The sequence below is a fragment of the Candidatus Gorgyraea atricola genome, assembly GCA_030765235.1.
Lineage (GTDB): Bacteria > Omnitrophota > Gorgyraeia > Gorgyraeales > Gorgyraeaceae > Gorgyraea > Gorgyraea atricola.
Genome location: JAVCCW010000029.1, coordinates 256,613 through 270,529, shown reverse-complemented (window position 1 = coordinate 270,529; position 13,917 = coordinate 256,613). Strand labels below are relative to the sequence as shown.

Genomic DNA, 13,917 nt, shown 5'->3' with positions numbered 1-13,917 from the left:
TTATACCTTTACCTTTCTTTTGATAAATGTTTCATGCCATATAGAAAAAACTAACAATCCCCAGATGCGATGACCATTATCCTCTTCTCCTCTGATATGCCTATCTAATAATTTTGATACAAATGCCGGATTAAAAAATCCCTGTTCTTTTATCTTTCCGGTATTCAATAAATCCATGGTCATTTCTTTCAGGTGCGTTCTGATCCAGAGGCCAGCCGGGATACTAAAGCCTTTTTTGCCACGATTGACAACTGACCCAGGAAGGATCTTAGAAACGGCTTTTTTTAATATATATTTTTTTTCAAACCCGCGTATTTTAAATTGGACAGGGATATTAGATACGAACTCCGCTAATTTAAAATCCAGAAAAGGAGACCTTACTTCTAAAGAATTGGCCATGCTCATCCTGTCTACTTTTACCAGGATATCATCACTCAAATATGTCTTTAAATCAAGGTAAAGAAGCCTGGTTAATTCATCATTCGCGCCTTCTCTTTCATAATGATCTCTGAATATTTGAAAATTACCTGAGCCTTTTAAGCGGCCAGTTATGTTCCTAGAGTATAAACAGTCTTTTTCTGTTTCACTGAATGAACCTGTCCACCAAAGATGCGCTCTTAACGGATCCAGATCGACTCCATCTACAAACCTTTTAGCCATATAATCCATGCTCACTTTCGAATATGAGACAGGTATTCTTTTTATGGCATTTTTAATGGCATACTTAAGAAAACCTGGTGTCTTTCTATAGATCCTTGCAGCTTTATAAGCATTGTAAGAATGATATCCTCCGAATAATTCATCCCCTCCGTCTCCTGACAAGGCTACTGTAACCTGTTCGCGCGCCATTTTCGACAAATAATATACTGGGATCGCCGAAGAATCCGCGCAAGGCTCATCCATATGCCACACGACCTTTTCTAATATATCTTCTATTTTAGGCAAAACTGTAAAATCATGATGTTCTGTACCAAACCTTTCAGACACTGATCTCGCGTAACGCGATTCATCAAAAGACCCTTCCTTAAAAGCTATGGAGAAAGTCTTGATCGGTTTATTAAAACGGCTCGCCAACGCCACAATAGCGCTTGAATCTATCCCGCCACTTAAAAAGAATCCGAGAGGGACATCGCTCACCAGCCTCTTCTTAACAGCCTCTTCCAGTAGTCCCAATATCGCCTCGCAATAATACCCCTCTTTCTTTACGCCATTGCCGGAATCCTTTTTATATGTTATATCCCAGTATTTAGAGATGTTGACCCTGCCTTTATGCAGTGTAAGAAAGCTGGCCGGAGGCAGTTTATAGATGTCTTTGAACATGGTCAATGGCGAAGGAATATAATTCAGCGAAAGATAATAATCCAAGGCCTGCATATTGATATCCCGACTTATTTCCTCTATGCCGATGATTGCCTTTACCTCAGACGCGAATAAAAGTCTTGAATCCGATACCGTATAATACAAAGGCTTGACCCCAAGCCTATCCCTCGCAACTACCAGCTTCCTGTTCCTTTTATCCCACAAGGCAAAGGCAAACATGCCGTCAAGATTCTCGATGAATCTATTTTCATCCTCCTCGTATAAATGGACTATGACCTCTGCATCGGAATTTGTAGAAAAGACATGACCTTTGGCGCGCAGCCTTTCCCTTAGTTCTTTAAAATTATATATCTCTCCGTTATTAACTACACATATGCTCTTATTCTCATTAAATATCGGCTGGCTGCCGGTTTTTAAATCTATAACCCGCAGGCGCCTTATGCCCAAACCGACATGGTTGTCAATATACGCGCCATCTTCATCCGGACCCCTGTGGATCAATGTATCGCACATCAGCCTGATATGAGACGCTTCTATCTTTCTTGAGATATCCGATATATTAGCTATTCCACAGATCCCGCACATATTCTATAGTCCTATCACGGTATATAAACCCATAAACCCTGGTAAGGAGAAAAAACCATATCATTGAAATAAGCGTATTTTCTGTCATATATTTCATTCAGTTCTGATTTTTTCAAAATCTGGATTTGCTGAAACATCAAGCCTTTCTGATACACGCTGATCATGACATCTTCCCTGTCGTTTAGTATTACGGCCTTTTTCTCATATCTTTCTGTTGGAAAATTAATATACCCCTTTAGCTTTAAAAAATTATTCTCCGATCCGCTGAAATCTACGATATATTCTGGAGGATCGCCTAGATCATAATATATTTCTCCTTCTCCAAATATATGATGGACTGAAAAAAGTCTCTTAGGTGCCCTGCCGTTGCAATACGCGTAAATTTTCTTGAAGTACAACTCTGTTGATTCTAAATAGTTTGGATGAGAGTATTTAAAAAAATCCCCCTTGATATCAGGAGTGACCACAAGCACGGAATCATCTTCCGCTGTATTTTCCCTTATCCAAAAACCCGCTGCCTTCTGTCCAAAATCCTTGTTCATATAGCGCAGTTCTGCTACCGGTGGTAAGTCTATAAATGAATATTTCGCGTTAATCGATAACGCAAACTGGGTGATTATAAAAATCAGCATTATATAAACATACCTTTTTTTATGTAAGTTCCTTAAATAGCAGACGCTGAATATTATCGCGGGAAGATAATATAGGCCCAAAGGCACGTTTATTCTCTGCGACAAGAATACCAGGACCAACAATAATAGGTTCCAGATACCAAACAAATTCTCAAATAGGCTCAAATCCCTTTTATTTATTGCGAAAAATTTATTCTTTATCCAGCAAAAAAGCGTAAATAGATTAAAAAATGCGAATAGACCTTCGGAACCAATTAGGGTTTTAATGTAGCCTCCAGGGTCAAAATGCCTGACATTGCCAAGCTGCCTATAATGCCCAAAGGCGTATCCAAACAACCCCAGAAAATATCCTTTACTAAACGCGAAAATAGCTATAAACCCATTCGCCAGCATTATTATTCCAGGGAAAATAAAAAATATCAGCACATCTTTCTTGCTGATCATGCCTCTATTTTTCAGCAAAGCGATAAGCATCATGGATAGAGCCGTAATTACGAAAAAGTTTGTATCCCCTAACAATATAAAACATAAAATCGCGGAAGAGACATATAAATACGCTTTATTTTTTGTCAGATAAAAAATATAAAAAGCTATAAAAAGCAATATTTCAAAAAAAACAGAATACACCAGCCAAAGAGGGAATATAGATGAATGATAGAAAAATATAGGCATGGAAACATATAAAAAAGATCCTATCACAGACAAGCGCCTATCAACAAAAAATCTTAAAAGGACATAGATCAAGAGCGCATTGACAACATCGAATAAATAATGAAAAAGGAAATAACTCCACCATACGATCCTCAGGTTAAAGAGTTTTAAAAAAAATAAATTCAAAGACTCCAGGAGCGTATCGCTTATTCCCTGGTTGGACAAAACAAATAAATGCACAAATTTATTATTATACCATTCCCTGGTCTCAAAAAATGAGGTCTTAAAAAATCTCGCGCCTTCGTCAAAAATATAAACCTGATCATAGGCCCCAAGTATGGTATCTTTCGTGGGGATCCTGAGCATAAGCGACACCAAGGCGATAAAGATTAATATAAAGACATCTATTTTTTTAATTTTGATGTGCGGCATTTTTTACACTCTTTATGAATGAGCCCGGCCCGTAACAGACGGAGAAGTTATCTGTATATCACGAAGCCCGGATTCAAGAAACCAGGATTTAACCTCCTGGGGTTTACACGGGTGCAGATATTTAGGAGACAAAATATTAAATGTATCAAGGACGCTCCATTCCAGAAGCTGGGCATTATTCAAAGGGAGCTGATTCTTATAATCGCATACTGGGATAATCTTACCTTTAAGTAAAGGTCCGATAAACGGGATCCTGACTAAAGGCAGGCACAACGGCACTAAGGACCTGACCAGCTTAAGTAAAAATACAGGCTTCATGTTCGGAGTAAAAGACCTTACCGCACGCGTCGCTGTAAAAAACCACGGGAATTTAGTCTTAGGGCCTAACCATACAGCTATGCCTGCATTCTTGGACAAAAAAGGCGTTAATGACTTAAAGGCCTTTTTCGGATCCGGGGTATTATGCAGAACGCCTATACTGTAGATAAAATCAAAACTATGCCGTTTAAAAGGCATATTAAATATACTTGCCTGCACAATGTGGACATTTGGGAAGTCCTTTAAATTAGCCTTTGCAGCATCCACTGCCAGGCTCATATCAATTCCTACTACCTGAGCATTAGATTTAGCTGCTATCTCCAGGAAACGGCCCATACCGCAACCCGCATCCAGAACAACCTTGTTGTCTAACCTCTTATGAGACAGATCTGTTATTTCTCTGAATCTATTTTCTGAAATATGCGTCTTATTAAAAGAATCCAATTGCGTCTTTGAAAAATACCTCCACTGAAAACTAAAGCTATCCGCATAATTTTCCGGCCTGATAAACCTTGGTATGCTGTTTTTTATAGAGAACACCTCTCCGCAAGAACATGCCAATCTGCCGGATTCTATTTCCTTGCCCGCATACTCGGCCCCCTCGAGCCGCAGCTCTCCTTTACAATGCGGGCAAACCAATAAATCAAGTAGGAATTTCTTCATCTTAATTAGTCAGGCTATTATATATGCCCTGCTCCTTTTCCAATATAATCTCTATATCGCAATTCTCCATTATATATCTTCTTGCTGATTCCGCCATATTATTCCGCAACACAGGATCTCGCATGACAGAATCGACAGCTGCCCTGATAGAAGATGGATCAGTGTCACATAAGAATCCGTTTTCCCTATGCCTTATTAATTCACGTATCCCGGACACATCTGCCCCTATGACAGGTACACCGCAAGACATAGCCTCCAGGATCACCTTTGGGCTGTTCTCGTAGAGCGACGCTAATATCAATGCGTTATATTTATTAAGCAACGTGGGGAGTTTATTATTCGGGAGAATATCCAAAAATACCACGTTTAGACTATTATCTCTGACAAAATTATTCAATAAATCCTTTTCTTCGCCATAGCCTATTATATCCAAGGCATACAGCGTATCCTTAACAGCCTTTAATATGTTTAATATATTTTTTCTCGGCTCAAATCTCCCTATATACAGCAATCTATTGCCTTCTTTCTTAACGCTATTCAGCGGTTTAAAGATAGCTGTATCCACGTAATTCCTTATCAAGTGCACCTTTGACTTTCTTATATTAAAGTTACTTTTAATAAATTCTGCGTCTGTTTCATTAGATATGATAATCTCGTCGCATAACTTATAGACCAACCATTCCAATATATACACAAGACCATTTTTGAATACGGCAAAGGTTTTTTTCCTGCGTATATAAGCATTCCTGTACCACTCAAAACCGCAGCGTACCACTAATTTTTTATGGTAAATATATTTTGCGATAAGGCCTACCCATGCCCCCTGCATCTGGTTTATTTTTATAATATCTGTATTTTTAAAAACATCCCTGAATTTAAAGGGGATAAAAAGGGATTTCAATATATTAACCGCTTCGCATCTGGACCTTTTTGCCCTTTCATAGACAGGAAATATCCTTATATCTTTTGTCTTTTCTTGATGTCTCAAGTCATCTGTCCCGCCGTAAGTGATAAAATTCACCTTATGACCCTTATCTATAAAACGATGATAGATTAAAAGCTCCCTGTCAATCAGGCCCTTATAACTCCATTCCTCCAGAGAAATATTATACGTAAAAAGCAGCGTTATATTCATTTTGTCCCGATCACCGTCCAGCTGTAATTCCTGCGGTTCTTGATTTTTATATCCCGAAACTTGCCTGATAAAAGATTCAGCGCCTCTTCATATCTGTAATATTTAGCATAATCAGGGTTCAGTTGATCAAAAATAGTAAGCCTGCGATGTCGCGGCTCCAGCTTCATTAATACCTTGGAATACTCGGCAAATGGCAGTTTAAACCTGGCGCATAGATGCATATATACTATTAAAGGTATGTCTATCATCCTTACAATGATCCTGAGGGCTGTGTCAGGAATACGGGTCGTGATGAAACGCATGGTTTTTATGACATTTACGTATATCTCTATGCCTTCATATCCGTATAACCACATAATCATACGGCCTCCTTTGCGCAAGGCATTATAAGCAGCATCAACAACAGGTTTCGGATCCGGCATGTGATGTATGCTGCCTATACAGAAAACAAAATCCAAATCTCCATAAGCCTGCAGGTCTTTGCCTTTTATTTTAAGACAAGTCACCTTATCCGGATCCGAGACGTTCTGTCTTAATATATTAAATGACTCGGACGGCTCTATCGCAAACACATGACTGACACCCGATTCCAGCAGGATATTGACGATACGCCCTGTGCCGCTGCCTATCTCAGCTACCCTAGCCCCTTTTAAATCCTCAATCCTCAATAAAGGGGATATGATGTCTTTAAAAAGCTCCCTGGATGCGTAATAGCCACTATTCTCTTCATGTTGTTTCCATTGATCTCCAAAATCCCTGATTGTCTTTTCCGATACACGCGACATTGAACTTTCCGTTTCAGCGAGATCCTACGCGTTTTTCAATTCGAAGATATATATGTTGTTCATCTTGTATACGATCCTCTGATGTTCTTTTAATTGGAATCCGGCCCCAAGACATAAACGCAGTATCTCTTTGGTAGTCATGCCTCCTACCTCTCCATTCTTCATGCCCCCTCGATGCTTATCTTCACTATACCACCATAATAAATGCGCTATTGCTCCTATTATAGGCCCTATCATTGTTACAATAAGTCTTCCGTCCGGCTTCAATAAACGCCTTGCCTCACTCAAGGCCTCTTTTCTGGAAACTATATGATTCAAAGAAGCCACAAAAGTCACTGTATCAAAGGTATGATCTTCGAAGGGTAAATTGGCAACATTCTTTATTATAACAGCTCCTTTTCCTAAATCTCGGTTATCAACGCCTAAGCCATTAGAATAGATATTTACCAGCATATTATCTCCGCATCCTATATCAATCAGCCTGCCTTTGACATGCGGCAATACATTAAATACGCGTTCCTGCCGCAATGATGTCAAGCCAAGCCTTTCGCAGATACTGTCCGGCAAAAGGACTAAACGAAACGGCATGCATATAAAATCATATATTATTTGAAAAATAGTCTTTTTCATGATTAATATTTTTTAACCCTTTTTAATCAAAAACCAAGTCATATGATTAAAAGAATTAAGCAACTTCTTCCTATTGAACCAAGTTAATATCTTTTGAGAAATACTAGGCTGTATATCGCTCAGATCCGCTGAATAAAGTATTTGTTCTATTTTACAGTCGTTCTTCTCCGCTCTGTATCTTACGAATTCTAGCGCCTCCTCTGTATTGAAAAACCACCTATGTCTGTCAAGGGGCTTATCCAGAGGCAAGCCGTAAAATTTAATGTATTTGCCGAACATCTTATTTTTCTCTAAAGTATCAGAATAAATGTTGCCGCGTAAATAAGCGGAAATCCCTGTCATAGCATTAGGCAGGCTTATAAGTACATATTTATTTGAAACTCTGCATAATTCATCAAAAATAAAATGTATATTTTCAAGATGCTCCAGCACTTCTGAACAAAAAACTAGATCAAATTTTTTGTCTTCAAAAGGCAGGCTTTTCCCACTATCCAGATCAAATATGATATCCGGCATCCCTGTTATATCTATGCCGGCATAAGATGTCTTCGGTAACAAAATTTTCTTTAACTGCTTTTTATCACAACCCACATCCAATAAACTATCTGATGATAAAAATAAATCAGGAAATATCTTCAAAAGATACTCAGGTTTATCTTCTCTTGATGTATATACGTTAACGTTTCTTTTCATAAAGACGGCATTTCGTAATTATCCAATTTAAGTTTTTTAGCTAATAAGGCGCAGTCTCTAAAAACATTATCCTTTGCGTAACTTTCTTTATAAAGGGCATCTTCCCTGCTCATCAGCCCCTGTCGTATAATATTAGAATAAACCATGCCATTGCTTGTTATACCGTATTTCATCAAATGATCAAAGTCAGACAAGCAATGTAGCAGACAATCAAATCTTTTATCTGTCCCTGTCGGATTTTTCCAATTCAATTCTTCTTTTATAATCCTGACGATCTCCATCTCAGGCAGCATTATATAATTCGAAAAACGTATAATAGTGGTGTTCCTGGAGACAATCGGATCTGTATATCCAAGGGGCGGCCTTACGGTCTTGGAAACACCCATATGCTCATTAAGCTGTTTATTATATTTTTTATATTTAAATAAATATATATACTTAACAAAATCCAAATCATACAGCTTATATCTCACTATAGATTCTATCCTGTCTTTTAATCTCTTTACGATTGATTTTAACTTTGATTTTTTTATTTTATTTCTCAATACAGGGACATGCTCCAAAGATGATCCCCCGTCTAAAATAATAGGTATATCATTATCATTTGCAAAGCCTATAGTCGCTGCCTGCAATACTGGAACACATCCTCCGCATCCAAGGACAAAAGAACCAAGCCGCTCTGATAGTTTCAGCATGGTCTCCAGCCTTTTCATCTGTAGTCTCCTATCCGCCTTTTTAAAGACCAGGGGGACATTGAGTATCCTGCAGGTGTTTTTCATATTCTCTATGGCTAAATCGGACTGCACCCCTGAATCATAATTAACCGCGACAGCTTTAAGATTCAATTTTTTAACCGCGTAATACAATATAAACGAGCTATCCTTACCCCCGCTTATTGGCACTACACAGTCATATTTATTGCCTTTCTTAAGAGAATTTACCAATCCCGCCAATGCACCCTCTCCTAAGACTGCGTGGTCAGAATGTGCCAGGCAAAAATTACATATCCCTTGGTCATTAATATTAACCTCTGGATATCTGTCAGGAAGAATACATCTTTTGCAATATATGGTTTCTTTCTTATTTCCCTGCATACTGAAAACTCTCCTTAGTATTATTTATCTTTTTCCTGTTACAAGATAAAAAAACCGACACAGGGGTATATATGTGGCAATTCCTGCATATAGGAGGCATATCCCCTTTTAACCAATTTTCCCTCATAGATTTCAATTTTTCGCCTCTCCATATATCATCCAGAGACTCCTTATATACATTGCCTATGATCAGGTTGGCCTCCAGATCAGTGCACCAGCAGATGCCAGCATCCCCGTTAGCCAATATAATAAATCCGTTGTATAGTTGGGAGCACGGCTCTATCCTGTTTTTTATCTTTCTGAAGGAATGCCCCCTGGGAAGTTCATTTTCAGTGACATCACCTGTCCAATTGCCATATTCCTCCAGTATCTCAATATTGGCGCCATATAAACCAACTATACGCTTATAATCGCTGCTTCCATAAATACCCCTGTAAGGCCTCTCCCCCCTTGATGTGATAACGATCTTTACCGGTTTTCCAAGCTTATTGTTCTCTTTGAGCAGTTTTTCTATATTACTGATCACGACATCATAACAGTCTACTCCGAATACGCGTTTATACATTTTTTTATTACCAATGCATGTAGAGACATAAACCCTGTTAATCCCTGAAAGCAGAAAATCAGTGATATTAAAATTATTCAGTCCTATCAGATTTGTAAATAGATACATATGCCCTATGCATCTTTCTCTCCTGGCCATCTTGATCTTATCTATTAAATTTTTATCAACTAAAGGGTCTCCCACGATAGGGGTAAATTTTAATTCTCCTCCCCCGTATTCCACATATTTATCCAAAAAATACCTGAATTGTTCGTTTGATAAAATATATTTTTTTCTTTTCTGGTGACGATAACCGCAAAAAATGCAGTTCGCGTTGCAGATATTGGTAACCTCCACAGCAAGCTTCGTAATGCGGTCTTCCGTAATTGCCATAAGCCTTTCTTTTTCTCCGCTTTTTAACCTGTTCTTCCCGGAAAATAATAAATTTCTTAAAAATTTCTTGAACATACCGCCCAAATCTCCCCAAATCTGATGGAATATTTTTCTAATTTAAAACAGCCGCGCTTTAATTCGTCGTTAAATACATCCAGCGTATACTCTATCTTATGAGTAGGGTCCAATAGATACGGCAGGCCTAATTCCTTTTTATATAAAGACACCCAGTCGCGGTCTATCATGGGAACGCGCACTATGATCTTTTCGGTGACCTTGCTTAACTTTTGCAAAAACCCTATCCTATCCTCGATATGCTCCAGCACGCTAGAAAGTATAGCCGCGTCAAATCTAGAACCTTGAGGCAAATTCCAGATGTCATCCAGAATATATTTTATGTTCTCCTTTTTATATTTTTTCAGGCAATGTTCTATATTTTCCCTGTTTATATCTATGGCTGTCACAAATGCTGCCTTCCCGGCTAGATCAAAACTCAATGCACCATTCCCACAGCCCACGTCTAAAACTCTGTCGCCTTCTTTAATATTGTCTACAAAAAATTTATGGTAATCCATTAATCTATGTTTTGGATGTAGTCCTCCCTCGCTAAAAGCAGCGCATCTTCCCAGCATCGCGTATATCTTATGATGCGTCCTTAATAAAAATAAAACCATTTTCCTTGAAATAGTCCTACTTGACAGTACCTTATTTAGAATACCCATATCTCTCTCCCTATGCCCTTATTTATCAATTCCCTGTCTTTTTTCTCAAATCCTTTATTAAAATAAGAGGCTGTGATGTATACTGCTAATCCAGTTAAAAAAACACAAACAAGAGAAAAAACGCCGTTGGGCAGCCCTTTTAACGCGAACAGTACAACGCACATCGCCAGGGTATTCAAACTGAAACTAGCAAACGAACGCCAGGGGTAACTGATACTCAGGCTTCTTTTTATGACCATGTGGAACACTACTATTAAGAGTACGCCAGAGACCCCGGTAGCCAATACCGCTCCCTTTGCCCCATATATGGGAATAAGGATTATATCGCCTATTAAATTTAAAGCCCCAAAAAGAATTGATATTAAAAACAGCCGTTTTTTCTCAAGCGTATATATGATCGAGCTGTAGGAATACAGAAATTGAAGTATTGTCACAAAGAATAAAGATAGTATAAACAGATCTTTATTTCCCAGGTAACTTACATTAAATACATATTTTATTATTCCGTCCGAAAGTATCATAAAAGATATAAACAAAGGCACCATTATAAAAAAAGTCAAACGGCTGATGAACGAAAAGAAATACACTAGGTCCTTGCTGCTTTTCGTGGCAGTATATCGGCTCACTACGACAGGGGTCAATAAAGACCTCAGCGCGCTTGCCGGAGACAGTCGCATGATAGTAAGAGGTATACCGAATGCAAATGAATACAACCCTACTGCTTCAGGTCCGATAAAATAAGACAATAGAAATATATCAGCTGAGCGGTCTGTAAAAAAAAAGGCTATATTTGCCAGGTATACATAGCCGCCGAAGCTCATAAATCTCTTTAATGGAAGATTCTTATTATCCTTGGATACCAGGACAGGACGACATAAAATATTCCTATAAACCTTATAAAAATACGACAGGAATAACGCCACCTCTATAACCAGCCATGCCAATATTATGCCATACAGGCCATACCCTAAGGCTATGGATAAAATAAATAAACCCAATTGAAGCGCCTTGCAGATTATGTTGATTATATTTAAATATCTGTTTTCCAGCATAGCAGACAAGGCGCCGTCTCCGAGCAGCTTTGATTCAACATTGAAAAACGTGATAAGGAGCGAGGCAAAGACGCAAAGTTTCCAGCCCTGCGGGATATTAAATACAAGCAGCAGCTTATCTATGCTCACCAGAAAAATAAGCGCGAACAAAACATCAGCCAGGAACCTGAGCAGCATAGACTTTATGATTATGTTTTTCTGCGTATAGATATCATTTTTTTGTCTGTATTCCGGGAGATATCTCTGGATTGCCTGAGGCATGCCGAACGCGGTAATAAGGTTCGCGACGATTACAACCGACCATAGAAAATTATAGATACCATATTCTTCTATGGTCAGTTTTCTAATCAGGTATACGGAGGTAAAAAAACCCAAAATGGCAGTAGATGCCAAACCCACGTATTGATATGCAGCCCCCTGGAAACTTTTCTTTAATAGTGTCATTATTTTTTATCCTGGCAATACCACCTGGAAAACCACTCTTCCAATACAGCGATCTGCCAGATCTTTGCGTCAAGGTGATCATGCCTAACATCCCCTGACTGGATTTTTGCCCACGCTGCCTTATCAATAGTTCCAGAGCTCAATAAACGTCCTTTATTTATACCTTCCAGCATATCGTCTACCGACCAGTATTGATGTATCGGACAGCTAAATCCCTGCTTTGGTTTATTTAAAATATCTTTTGGGACTTTGTCCTTTATGAGTTTTTTCAGTATGTATTTGCTTGCCTTGTCTCTTATGCATAGGTCATCCTGCAACGAAAACGCAAACTCAACAATACGATAATCCAGAAGGGGCGGCCTTACTTCCAGAGAATTGGCCATAGAAGCCCGGTCGACCTTTGTCAGTATATCGTCTGCCAAAAAGGTCATAGCGTCTATATATTGCCAGCGTTTATACACAGGAAGGTCCTTTTTGTAGTGTCTGCGGTAAATATAATTTTCTGATTCAGGGAAGTCTTCGTTTTTTACTGCAGGAAAGAGCCTTTTTAATTCCCTGACAGTAAACCTGGGCGATGTCATCTGGCGATATAGCCCAAATGCATCTCTTGTATGGCCTAGTATACTGCCCCTTCCCTTTAATAGTTTCAACACGGGATGGAAAAGACAGGCAAGCGGCTTCCATTGCATTAATCTTCTATGCCTCTCATACCATTTATAGCCGCCGAAAAGCTCATCTCCGCCATCGCCGGACAAGACTACTGTTGTATGTTTTTTAGCGATCTTACTGACGAGGAAAGTAGGGATGATGGAACTGTCCCCAAGCGGCTCATCAAAGTAATTAAAAATATCCTTTAATCGCTGTATGTTCCCAGGGCTTACCCTGTCTTCGCTATGGGTTGTTTTAAAATGCCTGGCTACGACAGCCGCGTCTTTCAATTCGGATCTTTGAAAATCATGAAAACCAATGCTGAATGTATTTATATGCGGTGCTAAGGAGGAGGCATATGAGGTTATTGCCGTAGAATCAATCCCGCCGCTCAGCAATATCCCTATAGGCACATCACTTATCAAATTATAAGATACAGAAGATTTTATAAGGGAGTCCAGGCATTCTACAGCATCATCTTCCTTCCAGCGTTTCTGTTCCAACGGTATTTGCCAATAACGTCTCTTGGTCAGCAGATTACCAGCCTTATCATATATCAGATAATGCCCTGGTTCCAGTCTTAAGATATTTTTCCATATTGAGCATTCGCCCGGTATATAACGGTATATAAGATAGGAAAAAAGCGCCGGGTAAGATATGTCTTTTTTATAAAAAGGGAGCTCTATTATGGCCTTGGGTTCGGAAGCAAAAACAAAATTGCCAGCCTGATGCAGGTAATAAAGAGGCTTTATTCCAAGCCTATCTCGGGCAATGAAAAAATTCTGTCTGTTTTCATCCCAGATAGCGAAAGCAAACATGCCATTCAGGCGCTTCAGGCATTCTGTTCCCCACTGCTCGTATGCGTGAAGTATGACTTCAGAATCAGTCCTGGACTTGAACCTATGCCCATAGCCGATCAGATCCTTTCTAAGTTCCTCAAAGTTATAGATCTCGCCGTTAAAAGTCAGCCATATAGAACCGTTTTCGTTTGACATAGGCTGTTTTCCTTTTTCAGAAAGATCTATGATGGCCAATCTATTATGCGCCAGATAGACTCCGAGCCTCTCATTAAGATATTCTCCGAACGCGTCCGGCCCTCTATGCCTTTGCGTCAAGGCATATTTAGCCAGATCGCGGACTGAAGAAGGGCCTGTAAAACCAAAGATGCCGCACATT

The 13,917-nt window shown here is 39.1% G+C and carries 12 protein-coding genes; all 12 read right to left on the bottom strand.

The window, feature by feature from the left end:
- The 12 genes from asnB (P9L93_06890) to asnB (P9L93_06835) are packed head-to-tail and all read right to left on the bottom strand — an operon-like array spanning position 1 to position 13,916.
- Positions 1-1,905 (bottom strand): asparagine synthase (glutamine-hydrolyzing), encoded by a 1,905-nt coding sequence (gene asnB, locus P9L93_06890; GenBank protein ID MDP8230809.1) that lies wholly within the window; start codon positions 1,903-1,905, stop codon positions 1-3.
- Between the two features lie 14 nt (positions 1,906-1,919).
- Positions 1,920-3,620: a hypothetical protein gene (locus P9L93_06885; GenBank protein MDP8230808.1), complete on the bottom strand. Its 1,701-nt coding sequence runs from the start codon at positions 3,618-3,620 to the stop codon at positions 1,920-1,922.
- A 12-nt stretch (positions 3,621-3,632) separates the two neighbouring features.
- Entirely contained in the window at positions 3,633-4,601 is a 969-nt protein-coding gene (locus P9L93_06880) for a methyltransferase domain-containing protein (GenBank protein MDP8230807.1), read from the bottom strand.
- Between the two features lies 1 nt (position 4,602).
- Positions 4,603-5,736 carry a glycosyltransferase family 4 protein gene (locus P9L93_06875; GenBank protein ID MDP8230806.1) on the bottom strand — a complete coding sequence of 378 codons (1,134 nt, stop codon included), beginning with the start codon at positions 5,734-5,736 and terminating at the stop codon, positions 4,603-4,605.
- The gene (locus tag P9L93_06870; GenBank protein MDP8230805.1) at positions 5,733-6,521 is read right to left on the bottom strand and encodes a class I SAM-dependent methyltransferase; all 789 of its coding nucleotides are present in this window, start codon (positions 6,519-6,521) and stop codon (positions 5,733-5,735) included. The genes P9L93_06875 and P9L93_06870 overlap by 4 nt, the downstream gene beginning before the upstream one ends.
- 24 nt (positions 6,522-6,545) lie before the next feature.
- Positions 6,546-7,151, bottom strand: coding sequence for a class I SAM-dependent methyltransferase (locus P9L93_06865; GenBank protein MDP8230804.1), 606 nt, complete (start codon positions 7,149-7,151; stop codon positions 6,546-6,548).
- Positions 7,152-7,163: 12 nt separating this feature from the next.
- Positions 7,164-7,844 (bottom strand): methyltransferase domain-containing protein, encoded by a 681-nt coding sequence (locus P9L93_06860; GenBank protein MDP8230803.1) that lies wholly within the window; start codon positions 7,842-7,844, stop codon positions 7,164-7,166.
- Entirely contained in the window at positions 7,841-8,938 is a 1,098-nt protein-coding gene (locus P9L93_06855; protein MDP8230802.1) for an ATP-binding protein, read from the bottom strand. The genes P9L93_06860 and P9L93_06855 overlap by 4 nt, the downstream gene beginning before the upstream one ends.
- On the bottom strand, positions 8,925-9,950 hold the full coding sequence (locus P9L93_06850) for an SPASM domain-containing protein (GenBank protein ID MDP8230801.1): 1,026 nt from the start codon (positions 9,948-9,950) through the stop codon (positions 8,925-8,927). Before P9L93_06850 ends, P9L93_06855 begins: the two co-directional genes overlap by 14 nt.
- Complete coding sequence (locus P9L93_06845; protein MDP8230800.1) at positions 9,932-10,597, bottom strand: class I SAM-dependent methyltransferase; 666 nt, start codon at positions 10,595-10,597, stop codon at positions 9,932-9,934. Before P9L93_06845 ends, P9L93_06850 begins: the two co-directional genes overlap by 19 nt.
- Positions 10,585-12,093, bottom strand: a complete 1,509-nt coding sequence (locus P9L93_06840; protein ID MDP8230799.1) for an oligosaccharide flippase family protein — start codon at positions 12,091-12,093, stop codon at positions 10,585-10,587. Before P9L93_06840 ends, P9L93_06845 begins: the two co-directional genes overlap by 13 nt.
- Entirely contained in the window at positions 12,093-13,916 is a 1,824-nt protein-coding gene (gene asnB / locus P9L93_06835) for an asparagine synthase (glutamine-hydrolyzing) (protein ID MDP8230798.1), read from the bottom strand. Before asnB (P9L93_06835) ends, P9L93_06840 begins: the two co-directional genes overlap by 1 nt.
- Between the last annotated feature and the right edge of the window lies 1 nt (position 13,917).

Coding starts and splice junctions, on each gene's coding strand:
- P9L93_06865 (MDP8230804.1), bottom strand. CDS start 7,151: ATGAAAAAGACTATTTTTCAAATAATATATGATTTTATATGCATGCCG.
- asnB (MDP8230798.1), bottom strand. CDS start 13,916: ATGTGCGGCATCTTTGGTTTTACAGGCCCTTCTTCAGTCCGCGATCTG.
- P9L93_06870 (MDP8230805.1), bottom strand. CDS start 6,521: ATGTCGCGTGTATCGGAAAAGACAATCAGGGATTTTGGAGATCAATGG.
- P9L93_06850 (MDP8230801.1), bottom strand. CDS start 9,950: ATGTTCAAGAAATTTTTAAGAAATTTATTATTTTCCGGGAAGAACAGG.
- P9L93_06885 (MDP8230808.1), bottom strand. CDS start 3,620: ATGCCGCACATCAAAATTAAAAAAATAGATGTCTTTATATTAATCTTT.
- asnB (MDP8230809.1), bottom strand. CDS start 1,905: ATGTGCGGGATCTGTGGAATAGCTAATATATCGGATATCTCAAGAAAG.
- P9L93_06875 (MDP8230806.1), bottom strand. CDS start 5,736: ATGAATATAACGCTGCTTTTTACGTATAATATTTCTCTGGAGGAATGG.
- P9L93_06845 (MDP8230800.1), bottom strand. CDS start 10,597: ATGGGTATTCTAAATAAGGTACTGTCAAGTAGGACTATTTCAAGGAAA.
- P9L93_06880 (MDP8230807.1), bottom strand. CDS start 4,601: ATGAAGAAATTCCTACTTGATTTATTGGTTTGCCCGCATTGTAAAGGA.
- P9L93_06840 (MDP8230799.1), bottom strand. CDS start 12,093: ATGACACTATTAAAGAAAAGTTTCCAGGGGGCTGCATATCAATACGTG.
- P9L93_06860 (MDP8230803.1), bottom strand. CDS start 7,844: ATGAAAAGAAACGTTAACGTATATACATCAAGAGAAGATAAACCTGAG.
- P9L93_06855 (MDP8230802.1), bottom strand. CDS start 8,938: ATGCAGGGAAATAAGAAAGAAACCATATATTGCAAAAGATGTATTCTT.